The organism is Actinoplanes sp. NPDC048796 (assembly GCF_040650035.1).
Lineage (GTDB): Bacteria > Actinomycetota > Actinomycetes > Mycobacteriales > Micromonosporaceae > Actinoplanes.
In genome coordinates, this window is the sequence record NZ_JBEZGO010000015.1 from 1 (window position 1) to 23589 (window position 23589).

A 23589-nucleotide genomic window follows, 5' to 3' on the forward strand; every position below is an offset into this window, starting at 1 on the left:
ACAGCTCCACTCCACAACCGGAGGCCTTCACCCGTCCAGAGTCAGATCAACTCGTCACACCACCTCGACCAACCTCCCTGGACAGCACACCTAGCCCGCCAGCTGGCGCGGGCGGGCCGTCTCGGGGAACGGGAGCATCAGCTCGAACTCCGAGGCGGGCAGCGGGCGGCCGAACAGGTAGCCCTGACAGGACGGGCAGTCGGCGGCCTGGAGGGCCTTCCAGTCCTCCGGGTCCTCGACGCCCTCGGCCACGACCGTCATGTTCAGCGAGCGGGCCAGCCACAGCACGGCCGAGATGATCGACGACTTGCGCGAGTCGGCGGCCAGGCCGGCCACGAACGAGCGGTCGAGCTTGACCACGTCCGCCGGGACCGATTGGAGCCAGGTCAGCGAGCTGTAGCCGGTGCCGAAGTCGTCCAGCGCCACCCGCACGCCGAGCCGCTTGATCGACTCCAGCTTCTCGCGGACGTCGACCGCGGAACCGAGCAGGGCCGTCTCGGTGATCTCGAGGACCACGCGGGACGGGTCCAGGCCCGGGTTCTCGGCCAGCACCGCGGCCACCATCGGCACGAAGTCGGGCTCGGCGAGCTGGCGCGGGCTGACGTTCACCGAGATGTACGGCAGCTGGTTCGTCCACGCCATCAGGTGCCGTACGGCCAGGCGCAGCACGTGCTCGCCGAGCGCCACGATCAGGCCGGTCTCCTCGGCGGCCGGGATGAAGTGTCCCGGGCCGAGCAGGTTGCCCTCGGGCGTGAACATGCGGACCAGCGCCTCGGCGCCGACGATGCGCCCGGTGGCCGTGTTGACGATCGGCTGGAACCAGACCGGCAGCGCCGCCTCGCGGTCGCCGGCCAGGGCTGCCCGCAACCGGGCCTCGGCCGCGATCCGCTCCTTGACCGCCACCCGCAGCTCGTCGCTGAAGACCTGCAGACGGTTGCCGCCGGCGCGCTTGGCCGCGTACATCGCGGTGTCCGCGGCCAGCACCGTGTCCTCGGCCTGCTCGGGTGAGCGGCCGAGGGCCATGCCGACGCTGATCGCGATCTGCATGTGCCCGCTGCTGAGCGGGAGCGGCTCGGTGAACGCGGCCAGGATCTCGCGGCCCACCTGGCACCCGGCGTCGACCGAACCGGCCAGCGCCACCACGAACTCGTCGCCGCCGAGGCGGGCCACCAGCGAACCGGCGGGCACGGTGGCGGCCAGGCGGGCGGCCAGCGCGCGCAGCAGCTCGTCGCCGGCCACGTGGCCGAGGCCGTCGTTTATCGACTTGAAGCGGTCGACGTCGAGGTAGAGCACGCAGACCGGCTCGCCGCCCGGGGCCAGCAGCTCGGCCAGGTCGCTCTCGAAGCCGGGCCGGGAGAGCAGGCCGGTGAGCGCGTCGTGGCGTACCTGGTGCCGCAGCTCCTCCTCGTGCCTGCGGCTGTCGGTGACGTCGAGGCAGTGCACGAAGACCATCTCGAGGTTGCCGTGGGCGTCGCGCACGCCGGTGCTGTGCACCTCGACCCAGATGATCGAGCCGTCGTCGTCCCGCCGGTACTGGCGGGTCAGCACGGCGTCGTCGGGCGCGGCGACCAGCTCGGCCAGGGCACTGCCCTTGACGTCGAGCGGCGAGATCGGCAGGTCGGCGACGCGGAAGCCGGCCGGCAGCTCATCGGGCAGGCGCAGCCAGGACCGGTAGGCGGTGTTGGTGCGCAGCAGCACACCCTCGGGCGAGATCATCGCCATCGGGACCGGCGTCTCGTCGAAGGCGGCGCTCAGCTGGGCCTGGCTCTTGTCGAGGCTGGCCTTGGCCCGCGCCTCCTCGGTCTCGGTCAGGCGCCACGCCACCACCTGGAAGGCGGCCGCGAACAGCACGGCCACGCCGTGCAGCACGGCCCAGAACAGCGGGTGCTGCTGGGCCGAGTGGTGACCGTACGTCGCCTCGGCGTCGAAGACGCCGAACAGCGCGTGGTGGGCCGTGGTGGCCACCAGGACCATGCCGAACGGCGCCCAGTCGCGGTACAGGGCCAGCGCCGCGACGGAGATGAAGAACGTGAAGTGGGCCTCGGTCTGCCCGTGGCACATCACGACGAAGTCCGCGCAGGCGACGGTGAAGCCGAGCGACACGAACGACGAGGACAGGCGCCGGCCGTCGAAGAACCGGCCGGCCACCACGCAGGCCAGGGTCAGGAACAGCAGTGCGAGGGTGAGCGGGTCGCCCAGCTCGTCGCGCCACGCGCCGAAGACGGTGAGGCCGCCCACGCACCCGGCGAGGATCAGCGTCAGCAGCCGGTGGCGGCGCGTCCAGTCCTCGTCGCGCAGTCCCCCGCCGGCCGGTAGCCAGGCCCTGATGTTGAGCATGCTTCGACGATCGGCCTCGCATGGTGCGGGTCTCAGCCCGCGACGGTTGCGGGACGGTAGCAATCGTGACCGGCCCCACATTCCGATACGGATACGTCTCGTTTCGCTTAGGCTCCACGAATACGGAACAGTCTCGTATCGAAACGTGGGGGAAACACCAGATGGATCAGACCGTGACGGCACCGGCCGGGCATCCCCGCCGCTGGGCCATCCTCGGCGTCCTGGTCATCAGCCTGCTGGTGGTCGTGCTGGACAACACCGTTCTCAACGTCGCCCTGCGGACGATCGCCGACCCGGTGCACGGGCTCGGCGCGACGCAGAGCGAGCTGGAATGGTCGATCAACTCGTACACGCTGGTCTTCGCCGGCCTGCTGTTCACCGCCGGCATCCTGGCCGACCGGCTGGGCCGCCGGATCACCCTGGTCACCGGCCTCGCGATCTTCGCGATCGCCTCGCTGGTGTCCAGCTACGCCGACTCGGCGAACCAGCTCATCGCCGCCCGCGCCCTGATGGGCCTGGGCGCCGCGGCCGTCATGCCGGCCACCCTGTCGATCATCGCGAACGTCTTCGAGCCGCGTGAGCGCGGCCGCGCCATCGGCGTCTGGGCGGGCGCGGTCGGCCTCGGCGTGGCGATCGGCCCGATCGTCGGCGGCCTGCTGCTCGAACACTTCTGGTGGGGCTCGGTCTTCCTGATCAACGTGCCGATCGCCGCCGCCGGCGTCGTCCTCGTGCTGGTCCTGGTGCCCGAGTCGCGCGACCCGAAGCCCAACCGCATCGACATCGTCGGCGTCATCCTGTCGGTCATCGGCCTCACCCTCCTCACCTACGGCGTGATCGAGGGCGGCGACGCCGGCTTCGGCGACCCCAAGTCGTGGGGCACCCTGGTGGCGGCGGCCGTCGTGCTGGCCGGCTTCATCCTCTGGGAGCTGCGCGTCGAGTTCCCGTCGCTGGACGTCCGGCTGTTCGCCAACCGGCAGTTCTCGGCCTCGACCGGCGTCATCGGCCTGATCTTCTTCGCGGCCATGGGCGCGATGTTCTTCGGCGCGTTCTACCTGCAGCTCGTGCGCGGCTACGGCCCGCTCGCGTCCGGCGCGCTGTTCGTCCCGTTCGCGGTCGCCCAGATGGTCTTCGCCCCGCGCAGCGCCGCCATGGTCAAGCGGTTCGGCCCCAAGGTGGTCAGCACCGTGGGCCTGATCCTGGTCGCGATCGGCCTGGCCGCCTGGCTGTTCGTCGGTGAGACCACGCCGATCTGGATCGTCGGCGCCGCGTTCTTCATCATGGGCGTCGGCATGGCCAACGTGATGCCGCCCGCCACCGAGTCGATCATGGCGGCGCTCCCCCGGGAGAAGGCCGGCGTGGGCTCGGCCGTCAGCAACACGATCCGCCAGCTCGGCGGCGCGCTCGGCGTGGCCGCACTCGGCGCCGTGCTCTCCTCGGTCTACCGCGACCAGCTCGGCTCGGCCACCGACGGCCTGCCGGCGGCCGCGGCCGACGCCGCCCGGGAGTCGATCTCCGGGGCGTACGGGGTGGCGGCCCAGGCCGGCCCGGCCGCGCCGGAGTTGCTGTCGCACGCCAACGAGGCGTTCGTCACGGCCATGCACTGGGCCTCGGCCGGTTCGATGGTGTTCGCCGTGCTCGGCGCCCTGGTCGCGCTCATCTGGATCCCCGGCAAGCGCCCGGCCGGCGCGCCCGCCCCGACCAGCGCCGAGGGGCTGGCCGAGGAGCAGGGCGTCGAACTGGTCGAAGCCTGACACGTCGGTAACAATGATGGACATGACCACGGCCGAGGCCACATCCGAGACCGCCCAGGAGCGTAAGGCTCCTGGGCGGCCCCGCAACGCCCAAGCGGACGAGGCCATCCTCGACGCCGTCCTCGACCTGCTCGCCGAGGGTTCCAGCGCCGCCGCCGTCTCGATCGAGGCGGTGGCGGCCCGGGCCGGCGTGGGCAAGGCGACGATCTACCGTCGCTGGGCCAACAAGGACGCGCTGATCATGGACGCCATCCGCGGCATGAAAGGCCCGTTGCCGACCCCGGCCGGCGCGTCGGTGCGCGACGACCTGATCATGCTGATCAAGGCCAACCGCAGCGGCCGGGCCAAGCGCTACAGCAAGGTCACCGCCTGCCTGCTGCCCGAGTTCCTGCGCGACGACAACCTGTTCGACATGTGGCAGGCGGTCATGGAGCCCCGGCGCGACGTGACCCGTGGGGTGCTGCGCCGCGGTGTCGACAGCGGCGAGCTGCGGGCCGACCTCGACCTCGAGCTGGCCGTGCTGATGCTGACCGCGCCGTCGATGATGCACGGCATGCTCCGCTGGGCACCCAAGGTGCCCGAGGAGGGCTTCGCCGAGTCCCTGGTCGACGAATTTCTCCGCGGAGCCGCCGCGTCTCAGCCCCCTGCCGAAGGGCCGTCTTAGGGCGCGGCCGGTCCGTGCCGCTCCCCAGCCACGATGGGAACGACCCCCCGTTACCGATCCGGCCGCGCCTGTTCACTCTGCGGCAGAATCCGCCCGCGCGGGCGGAATCCGAACGAATCCGAATGTCCGCCGGCCGACAACCGGGCTGGCGCCGAGCGACTACCGTCGGTGGTTCGCTCACCCCCCGGAGCCGCGCCTTGCCTGCCGACCGGTTCGCCACGCTGCCCGACCCGGGGCAGGCCACGACGCTGGACGAGTTCGCCGCCGCGTTGCGGCTGCTCAAGGCCTGGGCGGGCAATCCGTCGTACGAGACGATCACCGGCCGGGTCAACGCCGGCCGGCCCGCCGCGCGGACGGTCGGCAAGACCACGGTGGTCGACTGCTTCCGCCCGGGCCGGCGCCGCCTCGACGACGAACTGGTCGTGGCCGTGGTCGAGGCCCTGCACGGCGACGCCGGGTATGTGACCCAGTGGCGGCACGCGCTGCGCGTGATCAGCGGTGAGTCCCGGGCCGCGGCCCAGGTCCGGGTGCAGGACACGCTCCCCGACGACCTGCCCGGCTTCACCGGGCGCGCGGCCGAGGCCGACCGGCTGGCCGCCGCCGTCCGGGACGGCTCAGCGGTGATGATCTCGGGCATGGCCGGGGTCGGCAAGACCCGCCTGGCCGTGCACGCCGCCCACCGGCTGGGCGCCTTCGACCACGTGCTCTTCGTCAACCTGCGCGGCTTCCACCCGGACCAGGCGCAGCCACCGGCCGACCCGTCGGCGGTGCTCGACGCCTTCCTGCGCCTGCTCGGCGTGCCCGGCCAGCAGCTGCCGCACGATCTCGGTGCGCGCGCCGCCGCGTACCGGAAAAAGGTCTGGGGAACCCGGACCCTGGTGGTCCTGGACGACGCGGCCTCCGAGGAGCAGGTGCGGCCGCTGCTGCCCGAGGCCGAGGGCTGTGTCGCGCTGGTGACGAGCCGCCGCAGCTTCCCCGGCCTGGCCACCGTCGACGTCGGCGTGTTCACCCCCGGCGAGGCGCTGGCCTTCCTGGCCCGCGACGTCCCCGGCGTGCCGGCCGGCACCGACCCGCGGGCGGCCGACCGCATCGCCGCCCGCTGCGGCCACCTGCCGCTCGCCCTGGCCCTGGTCGCCGGCCACATGCGGGCCAAGCCCGGCTGGACGCTGACCGACCACGCCGACTGGCTCGACGAACGCCACCGTGCCGGCCGCCTCGACTCGGGCGTGCAGTTCGCGCTCGACGTCTCGTACCGCAACCTGCCGGCGGACACCCGCGACCTGCTCCGCCTGGTCGCGCAGCACCCGGGCCAGGATTTCGACGTCTCGGCGGCGGCCGCGCTGGCCGGCTGTTCCGTCCCCGACGCCGCCGCCCGCCTGGGCGAGCTCGCCGCGCACCACCTGGTCCAGCAGTCCACCGGCGGCCGTTTCACACTGCACGATCTGATTCGGTCGTACGCCGTGGGCCGCGCCGCCGACGAGGACCGCCGGGCGGACCGCCGCGCCGCCCTGACCCGCCTGTTCGACCTGTACCTGGCCGCGGCGGCCGCCACCATGAACCGTCTCGACCCGGTCGAGGCCCACCGCCGACCGGCGATCGACGCCCCCGCGACCCCGCTGCCGGAGGTCACCGACCCGCTGCGCTGGCTGGCGGCCGAACGCGCCAACCTCATCGCGGTCACCGCCTACACGGCCACGGAGGGCTGGCCGTCGCACACGACCCGGCTGGCGGCGGTGCTGTTCCGCTACCTGATGGGCGGATACCACGCCGAGGCCCTGGTCGTGCACGGCCACGCCCGCGACGCGGCCCGCACGTCCGGCGACGCCCACGGCCACGCCCGCGCCCTGGCCCACCTGGCCGTGGCCGAGGTGCAGCTGGGCCGGCACGAGGAAGCCGCCGCCCACCTGGAACAGTCGCTGCAGCTGTTCCGCCACGCCGGCGACGGCGTGGACCAGGCCCGCACCTTGAACAACCTGGGCGTCGCCGAGACCCGCCTGGGCCGTTATGAACGCGCGGCGGGCCGCCACCGCGAGGCCCTGTCCCTGTACGAGCAGGCCGGCGATCGCACAGGCCAGGCCCGGGCCTTGGTGAACGTGGCCAACCTGGAGTCCCGCACGGGCGACCCCGCAGTGGCCGCGGGCCAGTATTCAGCGGCCCTGGCCCTGTACAAGGCGACCGGCGACGAGCTGGGCGCCTGCGGCGCCCTGTCCAACCTGGGCGAGGTGGAGACCCTCCTCAACCGCCACGACGACGCGGTGGCCCACGTGGGTGAGGCCTTGTCGATCGCCCGCCGCCTGGGCAACCGCAGCCTGGAGGCCTGGGCCCTGGACAGCCTGGGCACAGCCCACAGATCCCGGGGCGACGTGGAGAAGGCCACCGCAAGCCACCGAGCGGCCCTGCAGATCTTCACCGAGACGTCCGACGTGGACGGCCAGGCCTGGGCCCACAACGGCCTGGGCGAGGACGCCCACCAGGCAGGCGACCACCCCGAGGCCATAGCGGCCCACACCAGGGCCCACGAGGCCGCGGTAACCGCCGCCGACCGCCAGCAGCAGGCCCGTGCCCTGACCGGCTTGGCCGACTGCCTATGGGCAACAGACAACCGCGACGAGGCCCGCAAGCACTACTACGAGGCCCGAGCTTTGTGGATCGTGCTCCGCTCCCCCGAGGCCAACCGCATCACAGCCCGCCTAGACACCGAAACCAACCTTTCCGGCCGCCAAACTCATTGAGCCCGAACCGCTGGGCCCCACCCCCTACGGCTCAGCCCTCTCGCGCAGGGCCACGCCGCCGCCACCCTTACCTCTGCCCCGCGCCAACCGCGCCGCTGCCCGCCAGCTCACCTACCGGCTCACTCTCCGCGCCAAGCCCGCACGCTCAGTTCCCCTCAACGGCCGCGACCTCCTGCTCAAACGCGACCCACCTGGCGCGGCCACGATCTAGGCGCGCAGCAGGGCCTTGTCACGGCCGACTCCACCCGGCTTGCGGCGAGAAGCACGTCGACTTTGAAGTTCTCTTACTTCCACCACCAGACCGTGACGCTGCCGAGAATCGGCTCCGCAATTCCGAGTCTCTTCACTCTCCGTGACAATCGATCACCCACGAGGGAGCATCTGCAGAATTCGCCGCTCCCAAACCGAAGCGAATGACCTCAGGGCTGCCACAAATGCCGCCAGCGCACGCCTTGTTGGAATGAGTGCATCCGTTGCAACATCGGCCGGTTCTGAATTCCGCGACCGCCTCTTATGGACCGGAACCCTCGGCAGGACCGGGGCTCAACACCGCTCGGCGAATCGGGCCCACGCTGCGGCCTTCGCTGAGCGGCGGCCTCGGCCCCAACCATGGCCTCAGGACGCGCTGCCCCATCAGCGTGGATGGCGGGCTCGGGCCGCACTGCAGCGTCGAGTCCAACCGTGAACTCGGGCCGCATTGCCGCCTCGGCTTCAACCGCCGGCTCGGACCGCGCCGCCGCCTCAGCCTCAGCCATCGACCCGGACTGGCCTGCTGCCTCAGCCTCAACCATCGACCCGGACCGAGCCGCCGCCTCAACCATCGACCCGGACCGAGCCGCTACCTCAGCCTCAACCATCGACCCGGACCGAGCCGCTACCTCAGCCTCAACCGTCGGTTCCGGCTGAGATGCCGCCGCGGCCTGGGCCACCATCCCGGTTCGCGTCTCCGCCTCAACCGCATTCTGCGCACGACCAGCGAAGGCGGGCTGCGATGTCTCCTGTGGGTGATCAGCGGCTCCCGCCGGGGCAATGGGCCGTCGCTCGCAGGTGAGCTCATCGTCCCAGAGAAGCGGCGGTATCCGCTCGACCGGATCGTGCAGGCCCAGCTCGCCGCACAGTCGTGAACAGCCGTGTAATTGACATAGCTTCAACGCATGACGGCGTTTCAGACCCCACTGTCGCCGCGCTTCATGATCGCGCCGGAATTCCAGCATGGCAGGCGAATGACTCGGCACGCCGGACCAATCACGCATCGCCGCTATCTCAGACCTAGAAAAGAACTCCAGCTGCGCCATAAACCATTATCCCGCACCGCGGAGATCCAATACAAAGAAAGGATCATGCCAATTAGAAGCCGGGGAGGAGAGCTTTAGGTCGACGGACTGAGGCTCACATGCCACCGGCCAGAGTACGTCTCGCTTCGCAGCGTCGTCACGGAGCGTAGGCGAATCATCGGCTGACCGTAGATGTGAGGGAAGCCGTATCGGAAGGCAGAGCCTCCAGTCAGGAGAGGCAGACGCGCGGGTTGGCGTGCGAGGGCCAGCGAGCGGTCGGTCCAACGACAGCGCGGGCCAACGAACGGTCAGGCGGGCCAACGAACAGGCAGGCGGGCAAGCGAACGGGCAGATCGGCGAGCTAACGGACAGACCGGCGAACGGACGAGGGACAGGGGTAAGAGGGCGTGAGGCCGAGAGGCAAGGGCGAGGGCGAGGGGCAAGGGCGAGAGGTCGAGACAGCGAGACAGCGAGACGGCGGGACGGCGGGACAGCGGGGAGAGCGGGCCAGCGGCGCGTGGATCTATCGGGCCGGGCGCGGAGCGGGTGACGTTATCGCGGTGGCGAAGAGGACTATCCACAAGGGAACGAAGGTCATCAGCCATGTCCAGAACAGGCGGAGGCTCACCAAGGCGGTGATCTCTGTGGCGCGTTTGTCGGTCAAGGGCTCCGACAAGGGGGCTACCGCGGCGTCTATTACTGGGGCGAGCATGATGCAGAAGAGGAGTGCGCCGACGGCGGCTACCGGGGTTGCCTCGCGTAGGGCGTCTCGCCAGGCCAACGCGCGGGGCAGTCGGTAGAAGCAGGCGAGCAGAATGGACAGGACTATGCCGGAAGTGGCGTCGAAAGGCTCGTAGCGGCCCTCGGCCGAGCTGATGGCGATGATGCCGGCGACGGCTACGCCGGTTAGCGCGGCCAGATCGGTTGCTCGGCTCATGGGCACCAAGGTACCGGGGCGGCCAAGGCGGGCAAGGTATCGACGCTGCCGGGGCGGCCGGAGTCACTGAGATGTTGCCGGGCCGGGCAAGGTATCGACGCTACCGGCTCCACCGGGGCCACTGAGGCATTGACGTGGCCGGGGGTCCGAAGGGCGCTGACATATCGACGTGTTGGGTTGGGTGGGGTCGGTAAGGTATCGACGTGGATCTAGGTTGGCGGGGGCTGCGGATCTGGGTTGTCGCGGGCACTTCGGGGGACGTGGACTGGCGCGGCGCTGTGGCGGCGCTTGCGGCGGCGTCTGAGGTTCCCGTGGGGCTGGTCAGCTTGGGTAGCGCTGTCGGGGAAGGCGATCCGGCGCGGGGGCATGTGGCCGGTGTCGTTGAGCTGACTGACGTTTCGCGGCTTGGTTTGGAGCAGGCGCGCGAGTTGGTGGCGGCCGTGCGGCGGGCCTATGGGCTGGTTCTCGTTGTGGCGCCGGAAGGGCTGCTCGTTCCGCTCGGGGCTGATGGGTGGACGCTGGCCGACCTCGCCGAGGCGGTTCGGGCGCCGGCCGTCGTGGTCACCGGGGCGGGCGCCGACGCGGTCAACCACACGACGCTCATGCTGGGGGCACTGGCGGGGCACGGGATCTCGGCGGCCGTGGTGACCTCAGGCGACGTCGACGACGACGCTTTGCCGGTACGGCCGGCCGGGCGCCTCGGTGCCGACGTGTGGCTCGACGACATGCTGGTGGCGCGCGACGTCGTCGTGGCGGAGCCGGCCGTGCTGGACCGGAAGCCGGGGGTCAGCGGGCGGCGGATCGCGATGGCCCTCGCCGCGGTCTTCCTGGTCATGATTTTGCTGGTGTGCGGGGTCGCCTGGTTCGGGCGGAGATGACCAGAGCCACCTCCGTGCCGATGCTCGTGGGAGCAGGGAGCAGGGAGCAGGGAGCAGGGAGCGGCCCACGGGCCTGGTCACCCCGGCGCGGCCGGACAAGGGCAGCACCGCGCGCATCGAGGGCTGGCTGGCCGCGCACGCCCCGGTCAGCGCGTGAGCCGTGGGCCGCCCGGCGACCGCCGATCGGATCGACGCGGTCCAACGGCGGATGTCGGTAGCCTTCCCGGCCGACCTGGCCGCCTCCCTGCGGCGGCACGACGGGCTGTCAGCGGCGTCGGGGTGCGACCTGCCGCCTTTCTACGCGCCGTCCGCGCTCGACGACATCCTGCTCGACTGGCAGGTGAACTGCCGCGTCGCCGGCGGGTGGGACCGGACGTTCGTGCCGTTCGCGAAGGCCGTCGACGGCGGCTGCCGGCCGTACGAGGTCTCCGCTGGGAGATCATCCGACATTCGCAGCAAAGTCCCAGCTACCGGTAGCTTCGCGAGCCCGACACCAGGCTGACGCCGGCCGCGGCCAGGATCACCTGGACCACCAGCTCGATCCAGTCGACGCCCGGTGTCTCCGCCACGCCCATGGCGGCGGCGATGAACGTGCCGAGAACGGCGGCCACGATGCCGATCAATATGGTGAGCCAGAGGGGAATGTTCTGCCGTCCCGGCACCACCAGCCGCCCGAGGGCGCCGATGATGAGACCCACGATGACGGCGCTGATCAGACCCGAGAAGTGCACGGCGCTTTTTCCTCCACTGAAAGGCGTGCGCCCAATGTGCCGCGCCGGCCTGAGAGAAACTTGTGCGCCGCCGGAAAGACGCCGTGGCGTCAGCTCACGAGCAGCCCGAGGGGCGTGCCCGCTTTCTGGAGCCGGGAGACCGCGTACGGCAAGGGAATCGGTGGTGAAGCCGGACCCGCCTCGCCCGCCGAGGCCAGCACCCGGCTCGCGTGACCGGGCGCCAGCGGCAGCATCGGGTAACGGCTGACCGTCAGCTGGTCGAGCCGGCCCCGCTCGCGGCCGAAGGCGGTCAGCGACCGCCAGTGCGCGAGGGTGGCCACCTGGTCGCTGTCGTGGCCCGGAGCGTCCGGCAGGGCCGTCACCTCGTCGAAGGCTCGGCTGCCGGCCAGCCACCATTCGGCCGCCTCGACCGCGGGCCGGGCCGCCGACTCGCACCAGTACGGCACCAGGCCGTTCGCCCGCGCCTGCCACGGATCGAACAGCCCGCCGCAGTCGACCGCGCAGCGTTCGGCCGGCGCGGTGCGGGAGAGGTTCCGGATCAGGTCGGCCACGCAGGCGCTCAACGTCTCGGGCTGGGCGTAGAGGACGCGGTGCGAGGGCCGGCCGGTCTCGACCGCGAGACGGTTGAGGTCCATGCCGAAGGCGGGCTCGCCGGAGCGTTCGGCGTAGCGCGGTGGCGCCTCCGACGGCGCCGGCCACCGGTCCACGCCCAGATCGTCGAGGACCACCCGGAACGCCGGGTTGCCGATCGCGTAGTCCTCCGGTTTCCAGCCGCCGACCGGGCTGCCGAGCTGGAAGCTGTGCCGGGACGTCAGCGACCGCACCGGCCAGGTGCGCAGGTCGCGCAGCAGCAGCGAGGCGCCGTCGTCGGCGACGCGTTCGCGCAGGAAGGTCTCGTATGCCTCCGGCATGCTGTGCCAGCGCACGTACAGCCGCACCGTCGATCCGCAGGGCGGTCCCCCGCGCAGCGGGTCGTGCACCTGCCGCACGCTGACGCCGGGGTTGCGGGCGAGGATCCGTTCGGCCAGCGCGGCGCCCCACTCGAGCGCGCCCGGCCAGTTCCCGGCGTCGCCGCCGGGCCAGGTCAGGGTGGTGGTGAAGCTGGTAGGGAGCCAGGCCGCGCCGAGCGTCACCGCGAGGTGGGCGGCGGCGCCGTGCGGCGATCCGAGCAGGACGGCCGGATACGTGGCGTTCCGATAGTGTCCGGTCACCCAGGCGGCGACGGCCTCGGCGTCGATCGCGGCCGCCGCGTTGTGCGGCACCGCCTCGTCGTGGGCTTCGCGGGCCAGTTCGGCCCGGCGCTGGTCGGGCGGGAGCTGGCCGAGGCGCCCCAGCACCGGAATCCGGCCGGCCGACGCCCCGTACTCCCGGGCCACCGCACCCAGCAACGAGCGTCCCAGACTGTCCTCGCATACGACCCGATCAACCGGCAGGCCGGACAGCGCCCCAAACGGGATCACCCACATCAGCTCCCTCATTCGCCGCAGCGGCCTACCCCGTTCAACGGCGGCGAAACGTGGGACTTTTCAGCGCGGCGCGGGTGTCTCCCGGTCGGTACCGGCGCGAAAGCGGACGGCCTTGTGCGTACCGTCGCAGAACGGTTTGACGGCCGATCGCCCGCAGCGGCACAGGGCGATGGTGCCGCGGCCGGGGTCGATCGGCTCGCCGTCGGGGGTCAGCAGTTCGAAGTCGCCCCGCACGATCAGCGGGCCGTCCTGGTAGGGCACGATCTTTGTCGACATGGCGGGCAGGTGCCCGCTGAGCAGCGGATCAAACTGATCGTTTATGCGATCCGGTACGGGGAAGCCTTGCGGCCATGAAGCTCCCCACGGCTCGCGGCTCCGTCTCGGCCGCACTGATCGACGTGCTGGGCGGCCGGGGTGGTTCCCTGCCCGCCGCGCCGGTCTTCGACGACGACGAGGACCTGCACCTGAGCCTGTTCATCTGCTACGAGCTGGCTTACCGGGGCTGGGACGGCGTCGACGACCTGTGGGAATGGGACCCGGACATGCTGCGGGTACGGGCGGCCGCCGAACGTGCCTTCGAGGCGACGCTGGTGGAACTGGTGGGCCCGCCCCCGCGGGTCGACCCGGCCACGGTTCCGGCCCAGCTGGTGAAGATCGTCGAGGAGGACGACGGGCCGTCGCTCTCCGGTTACCTGCGCGGCCGGGCCACCCTGGAGCAGTTCCGCGAGTTCGTCGCGCACCGCTCGGTCTATCAGCTGCGTGAGGCCGATCCGCACACGTTCGTCATCCCCCGGCTGGGCGGGAAGGCCAAGGCGGCGCTGATCGAGATCCAGGCCGACGAGTACGGCGGTGGTGAGCTGCCGAAGATGCATCAGGAGCTGTTCAAGCAGACGATGGGCTGGCTCGGCCTGGACACGACCTACGGGACGTACGTGGACTCGGCCGGGGCGGCGACGCTGGCCGTGAACAACGTGATGTCGCTGTTCGGCCTGCGCCGCCGGTGGCGCGGCGCGATGGTGGGGCATCTGGCGGCGTACGAGATGACCTCGACCCTGCCCAACCGGGCGTACGGCAACGGGTTGCGCCGTCTCGGCGGGGACGCGGCGTCGACCGCGTACTACGACGAGCACGTGGAGGCGGACGCGGTGCACGAGCAGATCGCCGCGTACGACCTGTGCGGCTCCTTCGCCGCCGCCGAGCCCGAGCTCGCGGGGGACGTCCTGTTCGGAGCGCGCTGCGCGCTGAAGATCGACGAGCTGTGGGCCCGCGGCGTCCTGTCGGCCTGGGACGCCGGCGAGTCATCCCTTCGTCACTGCGTGGTGTAGAACGGTAAGAACTGGGAAGGCCCCTCGGATGCAGTCCAGCGTCACTTTTGTCGGAAACGCCACCACCATCCTGCGGTTGGGCAGTTTCACCCTGCTCACCGACCCCGCGTTCGGCGCGGCCGGGAGCCGCGTCTACCTGGGCTACGGCGCCTGGTCGAAGAGACTGCGCGACCCGGCCCTGGACGTCCTCGACATGCGCGAGGTCGACGCCATGCTCCTGTCGCACCTGCACGGCGACCACTTCGACCGGGCCGCGCGGCAGCGGATCGAGCCGACGCTGCCCATCATCACCACGCCGCAGGCCCAGCGCCGCCTGCGCCGCCGCCGCTACCTCGCGGTCAGCGGCCTGCCGACCTGGGAGTGCCACGAGTGGACCCGCGACCGGCAGCGCCTGCGGGTCACAGCGGTGCCCGGCCGGCACGGACCGGGTGTCGCCGACCACCTGCTCCCGGACGTGATGGGCTCGGTGGTCGAGCTCGAGGTGGACGGGCGGTGCGCCCTGCGCCTCTACATCACCGGCGACACGCTGTACGACACCGCGCTGGCCGCGATCCCGCGCCGGATGGGCGAGATCGACGCCATGCTGATCCACCTCGGCGGCACGAAGCTGGCCGGCATGCTGCTGACCATGGACGGCGAGCAGGGTGTCGAGCTGACCCACCTGATCCGTCCCGGCCTGACCCTGCCGATCCACTACGACGACTACAAGGTGATGAAGTCCCCGCTGAGCGACTTCATGACCAGAGCCGAGGACCAGGGTCTTTCCGGTGTACGCCCGATCGAGCGCGGCGCCACGATGACCCTTCCGCTGCGCCGCGAGGTGATCGGCGAAGTCGCCTGATCGTCCGCTTCGTCAAAGCGCGGCGATCGTTCGCGGTGCTCGCTCGGCGCGGCTGAGCGCGCGCAGGACCGCGGTGGGGCCGTGCCGTACGGCCGCCAACCGGCACAGGACGCCGATGGTGGAGTCGAGGGCGGCCGCGGGCACGGCGGGTGGATCGACGTCGACGCTGACGGCCAGGTCGTCGCCGTGCACGGTGAGCTCGAGCAGCCGGGTGGTGAGATAGTCGGCCAGCGTCAGCGACCACGGGCCGAACGGCAGCTGGACGGCGCGACCGGGCTCTTCGGACGGCAGCCGGCGGCGCAGTCTTTCCAGGGCCTCACCGGCGGTGGCGGTCACGGCGGCGTGGCCCACGGCGGCGGCGTCCTCGGAGACCCGGCGGATGTAGGTGTTCACCTCGCTGTCGAGGTCGCCGTCGGTCCAGGTGGAGCGGGCGAAGTGCTCGGCCAGCGTGACCCGCTCGCCGGTGACCGGGGCGTCGAGCACGGGCGGCACCTGAACGAGCTGGCCGGCCAGGTGGGCGGCGAGCGGGCCGACGCGCAGGCGGGCCAGCGCGCTCGGGGCGTCCCAGCGCTCGGCCACCGCCGGGTGGCCCAGGAAGTCATGGGTGGCTGTGGCCGTCTCCAGATAGATCTCTATCACTGTCACCAGTTCAGTGTGGGTCGCGGCGGACATGAACGCGAATGTCTGCGATCATGCGGATCATGACGGCGGCCCATTGGTACGAGGATTTCGCGGAGCGTCAGGCGCGGGGCGTCTCGCTGACGTACGAGCGCCTGGCGAGGTCCGTCGCGGGCAACGCCGGCCTACTAGCGCTGCTCGACACCGTGCCGCCGCCCAAGCGCCAGCCGAACCTGCTGTTCGGGGTCGTGCGGCTGCTCGGCGGGCCGGTGCACTCCCCCACCGCGTTCGCGGATTTCGTCCGGTCCCATTGGCCGGCGGTGCAGCGCGAACTACTGACCCGGGCGACGCAGACGAACGAGGCCAACCGCTGCGCGCTGCTCCTGCCGGTGCTGGCCGCCCTGCCGCAGCCCCTGGCGCTGCTCGAGGTGGGGTGCTCGGCCGGTCTCAACCTCTATCCGGACCGCTACTCGTACGCCTACGGCGACCACCGCGTCGGCACGGCCGGCCCGCTGCTGTCGTGCGCGGCCACCGGCGTACCGCTGCCCCCGTCCCTGCCGACGGTCGTCTGGCGCGCCGGCCTCGACCTCAACCCGCTCGACGTCACCGACCCGTCCGACCTGGCCTGGCTGGACGCCCTGATCTGGCCCGAACACGACCACCGCCGGGCCCGGCTCCGCGAGGCGGCGGCCATCGCCGCCGCCGACCCGCCCGACCTGATCCGCGGCGACCTGGTCGACCACCTGACGGGCCTGGCCCTGTCGGCCCCACGCGACGCCACCCTGGTCGTCTTCCACACGTCGGTGCTGTACCAGGTACCCGACGAGCGGCGCCGCCAGTTCACGGCGCTGGCCGGCTCGCTGCCCGGCCACTGGATCGCCGTGGAGGACCCGGAGGTCCTCGTCTACCCGGGCCTCGCGGCGGCGGACCCGAGCCACAAGAACGTGCTCGCACTCGACGGAAAGCCCCTGGCCTGGACCGCCGGCCACGGCGAGGGGATGACCTGGTTCGGCCCGCCCCCGCTCCACGAGGAGCGTGCTCAGACCGCGCGTCAGTAGGGGTTGTCGCGTTGAGACGGTCGACGCTCGCCCGGCTGGTGCGCCTGCGGGAGAAACACATCGACCGGACCGCGATCGGTTTCGACCCGGATCTTCGGCTTCCGCTCGGCGACGGTGACCACGGACTACTTGGTAGGAGACGCCGGACATGCCGTGTTCGTCGATCAGTCGATCGAAGATTCGTTTCGCGGTGTGTCGGGGGGCAACGGCTTGCGTTGGAGGAGCCATGCCGACGTCCAAGCGGCGCCGACCGAGGGCCGTCCCACCATGCCGACCCACGAGTCCCAGCGGATCGCCGCATACGTGTCGATTAAGGAGGCTTGGTTGGTCCGGTTGTTCGGCCGCGGCATCAAGCGGAGATCAGCGCAGTCGTGGTGGGGATTGCCCGTGCCCGCTGACCTGCGCGTCGTCTCCAGCGACGAACTGACAGAACTGATCAGCACCGCTGAGAAACGAGGGTTCAGCCGCACCGCCAAGGATCTTCACCCGCGAGGCGGAGAGACCTTCGCCGTGCTGCCGTACCTCTACGAGGGCTCCCCAGAGGCTTCATGGATGTGCTTGGTCATCCAGGTCAACGACTGGAACCCACCGCCCGGTACTCGGCCCGAAGTTACCTTCGGCCGTCTCGACATCGCCCGGACCGACTTCGACTCCCTACGCCGCGCCAGACGCCGGGAGCGAGACCAGCTACTCCACTGGACAGCGTGGCTCGCCTCCAAGCGCAGGCCAGCCCCTGCGGACGGCGCTGAAACTGACTGACCCGCGGCGCTCAAAGTCGGTTCTGTCGCACGAAACGTGATCGAAGTCTGCTGATGAATCGTTGGGTCACTGTGCGATGCTTCGGTCCAGCTGGTCCTGTCTCATCTTGATGCCCTCGATGTCGAGAAAGTGGAGCGGTCGGAGGCCGGCTTGCAGCTGTGGGCCAGCGTTCGCGACCGAACGGCGGTTTGTCCGACCTGCGGCACTGCGACAGCTCGGGTGCACGGGCGCTACCTGCGCCAGTTGACCGACACTCCGGTCGCCGGTCAGCCGACCCGGATTCTTTGCGGGTGCGCCGCTTCATCTGCGCAAACACCGCTTGTGCGGTCCGGACGTTCGTCGAGCAGGTCAATGGGTTGACCCGGCGGCGGGTGCGCAGCACCGATGGCCTGCTGCGGATGTTGACCGCGATCGCGCTGGCGCTGGCAGGCCGGGCCGGAACACGTCTGGCAGCCGTGCTGGGCGTGCTTACCAGTCCCAGCAGCCTGCTCCGGCTGGTACGAGCTCTGCCGGACCCGCCGCAGCGGCTGGTGGCGGTGCTGGGTGTCGACGACTTCGCGATCAAACGTGGCCACCACTACGGCACCGTGCTGATCGACTGCGAGACAGGGCAGGTCATAGACCTGCTCGTCGGCCGTGATGCCGCGCCGCTGGCCAGCTGGCTCGCTGCGCATCCGACACCGCAGGTGATCTGCCGGGACCGAGCCAGCGCCTACGCCGAAGCCGCCCGCACCAGCGCACCTGACGCGGTGCAGGTCGCCGACCGGTTCCATCTGTGGGCGAACCTGGCCACCGCCGTGGAACGCTGCGTCGCCCGACACAAAGCCTGCCTGCACGAACCCGCCGCCAATACACCGGCCGAGCAACAGCCGCCATCGCTCACTGAAACGCCAGAGCCATCCGGGGCGATGGCACAACGCCGCCGCGAGCACCACAAGCTGGTCCACGATCTGATCGCCCAGGGCGCCGGGCTTCGGCAAATCGCCCGTCACCTGGGCTGGGGCAGGCACACTGTGCAGCGCTACGCCCGCGCTACCACTTGGCAGGAAATGGTCGTCGGGCAGAAACCGCGCCCCAGCCGACTCGACCCATTCAAGCCCCACGTTCTCCGCCGTATCAGCGAGGGGTGCCTCAACGCGATCACCCTGCACCGCGAGGTCACCGCCCAGGGCTTCACCGGCAGCTACGGCATCGTGCGGGCGTTCATGGAACAGCACCACACCACACCCGACCTGACCTCGGTGACCAAGCCGCCGTCGGTGCGGCAGGTCACCGGCTGGATCTGCCGACACCCCGACAACCTCACCAGCCGCGACACCGGTCAGCTCCGGGCCATCCTCGATCGCCCCGAACTGGCCACCTCCGCTGAGCTGGTGCGCTCATTCGCCGCCATGCTCACCGGTCTGCACGGCGACCGCCTCAACGACTGGATCACCGCCGCCCGTCAGACCGGGCTACCGGGCATGACCGGCTTCGCGACCGGCCTGACCAGCGACCTCGCCGCCGACACCGCTGGCCTAACCTTGCCGCACAGCTCCGGCCCTGTCGAAGGCAACGTGAACCGCATCAAAATGATCAAACGACAGATGTACGGCCGCGCCGGCTTCGACCTGCTCCGCAAACGAGTCCTGCTCGCCGCCTGACGGGGCTGACCACGACGGGCGTGCTGGCCTTACGGGAGAATCAGCCACAGAGACACAGTCCACAATGACTCCCGTGACTACCGTAGCCGGATGGATCTTCGAGCAGAACGTTGTCCGCTTCCTTGAGCATCTGAGCCAATATGTCGGCTACCAGTACGACGCGGCAGACGAAGATGCCCTTGTCGGAGCCCTCGACGGGACCGACGACGAGTCCGACACCGCGTGGTTCCAATACCCCCTTCAAGGGGCGCCACCAGTCGTGGTCTCCCTCGCCCAAGCTGTTGGCGGCAGCGTCGTCAGCGTCCGCATCGACGGAGCCATCGACACCGTCCTGGAAGCACGGATCAACACCATGCTCGACCTGTTGTAAACCGCCCATCGACGGGTGCCGTCCACACTTCGTGCGACAGAACCTCAAAGTCACTTACGAACTCACTCGTGGCGCATTCCATGCAGCGTTCGATGACGTAGCGATGCCGGCCCAGGCGTTTGGACGAATCAATGCCGGTGCGAGCGGTCCGCGGGACAGTGTTGCGCTCACGCAGCCGCTCGCGGCATCCGGGATAGGCGTAGCCCTTGTCGCCGTGCAGCTTCGCCGGCCGTTTTCGTGGGCGGCCGCGAGCGAGCGATCCCACCGGTCACCTCGACCAAGCCGGCCGGCTGCGGTCGTACCACCAGTAATCAAGTAGCCGCAGAGAACACGCGCTGGCTTCCCGCTATCGCAGCCGCAAGTGCGTATTCCAAGCCACCAGTTGCTGGCTTGGGTGCTTCATGGCCCACTCTCTGGCCGCCGAGCCGATTCGGGTGGACCGAGCAGGACTGCCGTCCGACCGAACGAGATGTGCCGCAGTCACGGCATGGAGCGCTCTCCATGCCACCTCGACCATCTCGGCGAACCCGGTCTGGACGGCATCCGGCTCCCGGTCGGGAAACCAGAGGTAAGCGAGCCGGCCGGCACGGATGAAGGCATTGGGCGTTTCGGGGTCCACACGCGGCCCCGCCCACGAACCTCCGGCCATATTAGTCGGCAAGTACTGAAGTCCTGGGCCAGTCGGCGTTCCCTCTTCCGTAAGCCGGAGGAACGCCTGAATGTCCCCGGTGAGCGCTTCGCCGAGAGAACTATGCACAACCACCGGTCCTTCCGACTTGTGAAAGCCGGTCGTCCAGCAGCCGATCCCACCGCTGATGTACGGGCTCAGCACGTCGTCGAATGCGCGCACGTCGGCAGCAAGCATGAAGGTGGAGGTCTGCCGCGATTGTCGGCCGCGCTCATAGGCCATGTACTCAGCCACTATGGGGTCGCGGCGCCGGCGCCGAGGTCGAACTCGTTGCCCTCCGGGTCTCGCATGGTGACCCAGTGCCAGCCGAAGGCCTCGTGTTCGTCGATCCGGGTGGCGCCGAGTGTGAGCAGCCGGTCGACCTCGTCCTGCCAGTTCGGCACGTGACGAGCGGCCAGATCGAAGTGCAGGCGATTCTTGCCGCGTTTCGGCTCCGGGACCTTGATGAACATCAAAGCTGGCGCGCTGCCGGTGGTCGAGGCGCCGTGACCGATGGTGGCGAAGTCCGCGCTGGCGTCGGGGTCGACCGGACGGCCAAGGGCCTGGGCCCAGAATTCGGCCAGCTTCTGCGCGTCAGTGCAGTCGACGACGATCTGTGCGATCGACAAAGGCATGAGGGGTCCTTGAAGGAGGTTGAGGTTTGGCGTACGAAGGGGGAAGGTCAGGACGACTCGGTGGTCACGGGCCAGCACACTTCGGTCCGCAGCTGGCTGGGGTCGTCGGTGTCGGCGGATGTCACCAGGTAGAGCTCGCGGACCGGGCCGGCGGCGCCGATGCCGCGTTCCAGCACCTGGCGGCCCAGAGCGGCATACGTACGATCCAGGTCGCGGCACGGCCCGGCGTGTACAGCGACCGCCAAGCGTTGAGCGGGAAGCACACCACACCGCACCCCGCCGTCCGAGGACAAGCCGCGCTCGTCGGCCGCGAGCACGGTGACCGGCAGGAACGCCGTCACCCGGCCGCCGGCTTGGAACCACTCGAAGGCGTACAAAGCCCCACAGGGCCCACTCGGCGTGAGACCCCACCGGCCCGCCACGGCGTACAGCAACGGATAGGCCATGGCGCACCACGGGGTGATGCTGTCCTGATCGACGTCACCGTCGATCAGCAGACACTGCTGCTCGTCGGCTTGCCGGAAGGTCAGCTCACCGGCCGAACCGCCGGTCAGCAGCGACCGCAACGACCCGACGGCCGCCGCGGTCGCCGTCAGCTCCTGCCGCAGGACGTCGAGATGGGCGGCGATCATCGAGTCCCGGGCTGTCGGGTCGGCCGCCGACACCACCCGTCGTACATCGGCCACCGGCATCCGGACCTCGCGCAGCCGGCGCACCAACTGAGCCGGCTCAACCTGCTCCGCCGTGTAGTAGCGGTAGCCCGTCGACGGATCAACCCACGACGGCTCCAGCACTCCGACGTCGTGATAACGGCGCAACGCCTTGATCGTCAAATGGGTCAGCCGGGAGAACTCCCCGACCGTCAATAGCTCTGCCACTGGGCCAGCTTGCACCCTCCTGCAAGAGGAGAGTCAACCGGCGGTGGTGAGGTGTCCTCGCCAGGCTTGAGGAGCTGCCGCGCGGCACACGCCCCAAGGGTTCCTGACTAGCGGTCGTCGCCGCTGCCGCCGAGGACGCCGCGCCGCTGCCGGTCGGCCAGCTTGGCGACGTTCGAGGCGGCGACGTCCTCGAGGTCCAGGCCGAAGTGGTCCGCGAGGACGGCGAGGTACCAGAGCGCGTCCCCGAGCTCCTTCTTGAGGTCCTCCCGGTCCCACCGGCCGAAGTCGCTGCCCTTGTCCCGCACGATCTTCTTCGCCTTCTCGGCGATCTCCCCGGTCTCCCCCGCCAGCCCGAGAAGCAGGTGAAAGACCTCGTTGTGCTTGTCCCGCGGGGCGGCGGTGCGCAGGGCCGCCTTCTGGTAGTCGTTCAGATTCACGAACCCAGTTATAGCCAAGGTCGAGCGTGCATGGGGCACACCGGATCCACGGCGATCGTCTCCGGCTACGTCGCGGACTACAGCGCCGACGGCGCCTCGACGATGATCGCGGAGGCGTACGCGGGCGAGACGAAGACCGACGGCGACAACCGGAGCGTGGCCCCCGGGGCCGGCACCGAGGAGTTCAGCCTGACCATCGGCGACCCGTCGTGCCGTCCCGTCAGCGGCCGTAGCGCATATCGATGAAGCCTGTTTCCCCGCAGCTCCGGCATGGTGCGAAGTACGGACGGTACGATCCCTCGATCGTCTTCCCGCGCCCCCCGCAGTTCGGGCACGCGGCATTTGCCCGGCGGGCCTGCTCGCGCCGCCGATCGGCTTCGGCCCAGTCGGACACCAACCGATTCAACCTGCCCCACACGGTCAGATACTCCGACGGCATCCGGACGCCCCGCAATGAGTTCAGGACGTTGGTGATGTCGTACCGGGCACTAGCGAAGTTGTTCATGGCCTCGTCGTAGTCCGGGGAGTACGGGTTCTGGATCATGATTTGTTCCAGTTCCGCGATCCGGGCGAGCTGGGACTCGCACCACTGGACCCGTTCCGACGGGTTCATCCGTTTCCACTGGTTGACGATCGGCCGACGTCCGAACATCATGCCTCCCCTGACTCAAGGGATCCATGAGCACACATCATTCGAGATCAATTCAAGGTGACGGCGCGTTTATCGTCCGGGCGGGTCGGGGGAAGTGGCCGTCCTGCCACAACCAGTGCGCTCTCCGATCTTCAGTATCTCCGCTCCGCACCGACGCTGTTCGCCGACGGCGTGATCGCTTCGGGAGGCGGGCCAGTGGCGGACATCGGATGCGGGCCTGGACACGTCACCGCACATCTGCACGAACTCGTTCTCGATGCCTTCGGCGTCGACCTGTCGCCGGGGATGATCGCGGTCGCCCGGCGCGACCACCCTCACCTGCGGTTCGAGGTGGGCTCGATGACACACCTGAGCCTGCCGGCCTCCTCGCTGGCCGGTCTGCTCGCATGGCAGTCGCAGGCTGGTAACTCAGGCGGGGGTAGGGTCGCCATGTGTTACCCGAGGCGTGGTCGAGCGACGAAGAGGCGCTCTGGCGCCGCCAGGATCGGCTCAGCGATCTGAGGGTCTGGATCAAAGCCCAGCCCGGGATCGAGGCCAGCGGCTACGTCACCTCCATCAACGATCCGGACGCCGGATCGACCATCCTGGTGTGGCACGGACCGGCCGATCGCATGCAGCAGCGGATCATGGACGAGGCCCGGCGGCGGGACATTCCCGTCTCCGTCCAACACCGCGCGCACAGCATGGGCGAGCTCGAACGCGCCGTCGACCAGCTCATCGCCATCGGCTCGGGCACCGGCGTGTTCCGGAACTTCGCGGTCAGCTCGGTGGCCGCCTTCGACATCGACTTCGATGGCGTCACCGTCCAGGGCGACTACATTCACGCTCCCGCGGAGGGTGTTCCCGACGCGGACGCCGCGCTGGCGCGGGCGCTGACCGCCGAAACCGGCGTAGCGGTCGCGATCGAACACGGCCGGTTCGAGCTTCTGTGACAGA

General features: G+C 70.1%; 26 protein-coding genes and 2 pseudogenes. 15 read left to right on the forward strand and 13 right to left on the reverse strand.

Annotation, left to right across the window (positions count from 1 at the left end; all coding sequences use genetic code 11):
- Positions 1–90: 90 nt before the first annotated feature.
- Positions 91–2337, reverse strand: coding sequence for an EAL domain-containing protein (locus AB0C26_RS38485; RefSeq protein ID WP_360257992.1), 2247 nt, complete (start codon positions 2335–2337; stop codon positions 91–93).
- A 20-nt stretch (positions 2338–2357) separates the two neighbouring features.
- On the opposite strand from AB0C26_RS38485, the gene AB0C26_RS38490 reads away from it, so the two are divergent.
- From AB0C26_RS38490 to AB0C26_RS38500, 3 genes are all read left to right on the forward strand, one after another.
- Entirely contained in the window at positions 2358–4088 is a 1731-nt protein-coding gene (locus tag AB0C26_RS38490; RefSeq protein ID WP_360257994.1) for an MFS transporter, read from the forward strand.
- A 22-nt stretch (positions 4089–4110) separates the two neighbouring features.
- Positions 4111–4752: a TetR/AcrR family transcriptional regulator gene (locus tag AB0C26_RS38495; protein WP_360257997.1), complete on the forward strand. Its 642-nt coding sequence runs from the start codon at positions 4111–4113 to the stop codon at positions 4750–4752.
- Positions 4753–4949: 197 nt separating this feature from the next.
- Positions 4950–7484 carry a tetratricopeptide repeat protein gene (locus tag AB0C26_RS38500; protein WP_360258000.1) on the forward strand — a complete coding sequence of 845 codons (2535 nt, stop codon included), beginning with the start codon at positions 4950–4952 and terminating at the stop codon, positions 7482–7484.
- Positions 7485–9281: 1797 nt separating this feature from the next.
- Here the strand turns inward: AB0C26_RS38500 and AB0C26_RS38505 are convergent.
- The gene (locus AB0C26_RS38505; RefSeq protein WP_360258003.1) at positions 9282–9695 is read right to left on the reverse strand and encodes a hypothetical protein; all 414 of its coding nucleotides are present in this window, start codon (positions 9693–9695) and stop codon (positions 9282–9284) included.
- 440 nt (positions 9696–10135) lie between these two features.
- On the opposite strand from AB0C26_RS38505, the gene AB0C26_RS38510 reads away from it, so the two are divergent.
- Together AB0C26_RS38510 and AB0C26_RS38515 are read left to right on the forward strand one after the other, a co-directional pair.
- Positions 10136–10573, forward strand: a complete 438-nt coding sequence (locus AB0C26_RS38510) for a hypothetical protein (protein WP_360258005.1) — start codon at positions 10136–10138, stop codon at positions 10571–10573.
- A gap of 160 nt (positions 10574–10733) precedes the next feature.
- Positions 10734–11075, forward strand: a complete 342-nt coding sequence (locus tag AB0C26_RS38515; protein WP_360258008.1) for an SMI1/KNR4 family protein — start codon at positions 10734–10736, stop codon at positions 11073–11075.
- On the opposite strand, the gene AB0C26_RS38520 is transcribed toward AB0C26_RS38515, so the two are convergent.
- The 3 genes from AB0C26_RS38520 to AB0C26_RS38530 all read right to left on the reverse strand — a co-directional run bounded on the left by AB0C26_RS38520 (position 11041) and on the right by AB0C26_RS38530 (position 13046).
- Positions 11041–11304 (reverse strand): GlsB/YeaQ/YmgE family stress response membrane protein, encoded by a 264-nt coding sequence (locus tag AB0C26_RS38520; RefSeq protein ID WP_360258011.1) that lies wholly within the window; start codon positions 11302–11304, stop codon positions 11041–11043. The genes AB0C26_RS38515 and AB0C26_RS38520 overlap by 35 nt on opposite strands.
- Positions 11305–11393: 89 nt before the next feature.
- Positions 11394–12764 (reverse strand): hypothetical protein, encoded by a 1371-nt coding sequence (locus tag AB0C26_RS38525; protein ID WP_360258013.1) that lies wholly within the window; start codon positions 12762–12764, stop codon positions 11394–11396.
- A 66-nt stretch (positions 12765–12830) separates the two neighbouring features.
- Positions 12831–13046, reverse strand: coding sequence for a CDGSH iron-sulfur domain-containing protein (locus AB0C26_RS38530; protein WP_360258015.1), 216 nt, complete (start codon positions 13044–13046; stop codon positions 12831–12833).
- A gap of 74 nt (positions 13047–13120) precedes the next feature.
- Between AB0C26_RS38530 and AB0C26_RS38535 the strand changes: the two genes are divergently transcribed.
- On the forward strand, positions 13121–14095 hold the full coding sequence (locus AB0C26_RS38535) for an iron-containing redox enzyme family protein (protein ID WP_360258017.1): 975 nt from the start codon (positions 13121–13123) through the stop codon (positions 14093–14095).
- Positions 14096–14123: 28 nt separating this feature from the next.
- Positions 14124–14936, forward strand: a complete 813-nt coding sequence (locus tag AB0C26_RS38540) for an MBL fold metallo-hydrolase (RefSeq protein ID WP_360258020.1) — start codon at positions 14124–14126, stop codon at positions 14934–14936.
- A gap of 12 nt (positions 14937–14948) precedes the next feature.
- On the opposite strand, the gene AB0C26_RS38545 is transcribed toward AB0C26_RS38540, so the two are convergent.
- Entirely contained in the window at positions 14949–15581 is a 633-nt protein-coding gene (locus AB0C26_RS38545; protein ID WP_360258022.1) for a maleylpyruvate isomerase N-terminal domain-containing protein, read from the reverse strand.
- A gap of 56 nt (positions 15582–15637) precedes the next feature.
- Between AB0C26_RS38545 and AB0C26_RS38550 the strand changes: the two genes are divergently transcribed.
- Positions 15638–16612, forward strand: coding sequence for a DUF2332 domain-containing protein (locus AB0C26_RS38550; RefSeq protein ID WP_360258024.1), 975 nt, complete (start codon positions 15638–15640; stop codon positions 16610–16612).
- Here the strand turns inward: AB0C26_RS38550 and AB0C26_RS38555 are convergent.
- Positions 16606–16734, reverse strand: a complete 129-nt coding sequence (locus tag AB0C26_RS38555) for a hypothetical protein (protein ID WP_360258026.1) — start codon at positions 16732–16734, stop codon at positions 16606–16608. The two genes, AB0C26_RS38550 and AB0C26_RS38555, sit on opposite strands and share 7 nt — an antisense overlap.
- Here AB0C26_RS38555 and AB0C26_RS38560 point away from each other — a divergent pair.
- From AB0C26_RS38560 to AB0C26_RS38575, 4 genes are all read left to right on the forward strand, one after another.
- On the forward strand, positions 16727–17371 hold the full coding sequence (locus tag AB0C26_RS38560) for a hypothetical protein (protein ID WP_360258028.1): 645 nt from the start codon (positions 16727–16729) through the stop codon (positions 17369–17371). The genes AB0C26_RS38555 and AB0C26_RS38560 overlap by 8 nt on opposite strands.
- A gap of 129 nt (positions 17372–17500) precedes the next feature.
- Positions 17501–17731: a transposase family protein gene (locus AB0C26_RS38565; RefSeq protein WP_360258031.1), complete on the forward strand. Its 231-nt coding sequence runs from the start codon at positions 17501–17503 to the stop codon at positions 17729–17731.
- Positions 17662–19014, forward strand: a complete 1353-nt coding sequence (locus AB0C26_RS38570) for an ISL3 family transposase (RefSeq protein WP_360258034.1) — start codon at positions 17662–17664, stop codon at positions 19012–19014. Before AB0C26_RS38565 ends, AB0C26_RS38570 begins: the two co-directional genes overlap by 70 nt.
- A gap of 73 nt (positions 19015–19087) precedes the next feature.
- Positions 19088–19384 (forward strand): hypothetical protein, encoded by a 297-nt coding sequence (locus tag AB0C26_RS38575; RefSeq protein WP_360258036.1) that lies wholly within the window; start codon positions 19088–19090, stop codon positions 19382–19384.
- Positions 19385–19463: 79 nt separating this feature from the next.
- Here the strand turns inward: AB0C26_RS38575 and AB0C26_RS38580 are convergent.
- From AB0C26_RS38580 to AB0C26_RS38600, 5 genes and pseudogenes are all read right to left on the reverse strand, one after another.
- Positions 19464–19634, reverse strand: a pseudogene (locus tag AB0C26_RS38580) (IS5/IS1182 family transposase); the annotation flags it as partial.
- 96 nt (positions 19635–19730) lie between these two features.
- Positions 19731–20294 carry a hypothetical protein gene (locus AB0C26_RS38585; protein ID WP_360258039.1) on the reverse strand — a complete coding sequence of 188 codons (564 nt, stop codon included), beginning with the start codon at positions 20292–20294 and terminating at the stop codon, positions 19731–19733.
- 11 nt (positions 20295–20305) lie between these two features.
- Positions 20306–20686 (reverse strand): VOC family protein, encoded by a 381-nt coding sequence (locus AB0C26_RS38590; protein ID WP_360258041.1) that lies wholly within the window; start codon positions 20684–20686, stop codon positions 20306–20308.
- Between the two features lie 47 nt (positions 20687–20733).
- The gene (locus AB0C26_RS38595; protein ID WP_360258044.1) at positions 20734–21564 is read right to left on the reverse strand and encodes a MerR family transcriptional regulator; all 831 of its coding nucleotides are present in this window, start codon (positions 21562–21564) and stop codon (positions 20734–20736) included.
- 107 nt (positions 21565–21671) lie between these two features.
- Positions 21672–22001: a nucleoside triphosphate pyrophosphohydrolase family protein gene (locus AB0C26_RS38600; RefSeq protein WP_360258046.1), complete on the reverse strand. Its 330-nt coding sequence runs from the start codon at positions 21999–22001 to the stop codon at positions 21672–21674.
- A 30-nt stretch (positions 22002–22031) separates the two neighbouring features.
- Here AB0C26_RS38600 and AB0C26_RS38605 point away from each other — a divergent pair, with 30 nt between their 5' ends.
- Positions 22032–22247, forward strand: a complete 216-nt coding sequence (locus AB0C26_RS38605) for a hypothetical protein (protein ID WP_360258048.1) — start codon at positions 22032–22034, stop codon at positions 22245–22247.
- On the opposite strand, the gene AB0C26_RS38610 is transcribed toward AB0C26_RS38605, so the two are convergent.
- Positions 22222–22653, reverse strand: coding sequence for a hypothetical protein (locus AB0C26_RS38610; RefSeq protein WP_360258051.1), 432 nt, complete (start codon positions 22651–22653; stop codon positions 22222–22224). The two genes, AB0C26_RS38605 and AB0C26_RS38610, sit on opposite strands and share 26 nt — an antisense overlap.
- Before the next feature lie 135 nt (positions 22654–22788).
- On the opposite strand from AB0C26_RS38610, the pseudogene AB0C26_RS38615 reads away from it, so the two are divergent.
- Both AB0C26_RS38615 and AB0C26_RS38620 read left to right on the forward strand, forming a co-directional pair.
- Positions 22789–23049: pseudogene (locus AB0C26_RS38615) on the forward strand (class I SAM-dependent methyltransferase); the annotation flags it as partial.
- A 35-nt stretch (positions 23050–23084) separates the two neighbouring features.
- Positions 23085–23585 carry a hypothetical protein gene (locus AB0C26_RS38620; protein ID WP_360258053.1) on the forward strand — a complete coding sequence of 167 codons (501 nt, stop codon included), beginning with the start codon at positions 23085–23087 and terminating at the stop codon, positions 23583–23585.
- The last annotated feature ends 4 nt before the right edge of the window (positions 23586–23589 follow it).

Excerpts from the sequence above, each read along its gene's own strand:
- AB0C26_RS38585 (WP_360258039.1), bottom strand. The coding sequence starts at position 20,294 with ATGGCCTATGAGCGCGGCCGACAATCGCGGCAGACCTCCACCTTCATG.
- AB0C26_RS38490 (WP_360257994.1), top strand. The coding sequence starts at position 2,358 with ATGGTGCGGGTCTCAGCCCGCGACGGTTGCGGGACGGTAGCAATCGTG.
- AB0C26_RS38590 (WP_360258041.1), bottom strand. The coding sequence starts at position 20,686 with ATGCCTTTGTCGATCGCACAGATCGTCGTCGACTGCACTGACGCGCAG.
- AB0C26_RS38505 (WP_360258003.1), bottom strand. The coding sequence starts at position 9,695 with ATGAGCCGAGCAACCGATCTGGCCGCGCTAACCGGCGTAGCCGTCGCC.
- AB0C26_RS38485 (WP_360257992.1), bottom strand. The coding sequence starts at position 2,337 with ATGCTCAACATCAGGGCCTGGCTACCGGCCGGCGGGGGACTGCGCGAC.
- AB0C26_RS38550 (WP_360258024.1), top strand. The coding sequence starts at position 15,638 with ATGACGGCGGCCCATTGGTACGAGGATTTCGCGGAGCGTCAGGCGCGG.
- AB0C26_RS38605 (WP_360258048.1), top strand. The coding sequence starts at position 22,032 with ATGGGGCACACCGGATCCACGGCGATCGTCTCCGGCTACGTCGCGGAC.
- AB0C26_RS38495 (WP_360257997.1), top strand. The coding sequence starts at position 4,111 with ATGACCACGGCCGAGGCCACATCCGAGACCGCCCAGGAGCGTAAGGCT.
- AB0C26_RS38535 (WP_360258017.1), top strand. The coding sequence starts at position 13,121 with ATGAAGCTCCCCACGGCTCGCGGCTCCGTCTCGGCCGCACTGATCGAC.
- AB0C26_RS38610 (WP_360258051.1), bottom strand. The coding sequence starts at position 22,653 with ATGTTCGGACGTCGGCCGATCGTCAACCAGTGGAAACGGATGAACCCG.
- AB0C26_RS38530 (WP_360258015.1), bottom strand. The coding sequence starts at position 13,046 with ATGTCGACAAAGATCGTGCCCTACCAGGACGGCCCGCTGATCGTGCGG.
- AB0C26_RS38540 (WP_360258020.1), top strand. The coding sequence starts at position 14,124 with ATGCAGTCCAGCGTCACTTTTGTCGGAAACGCCACCACCATCCTGCGG.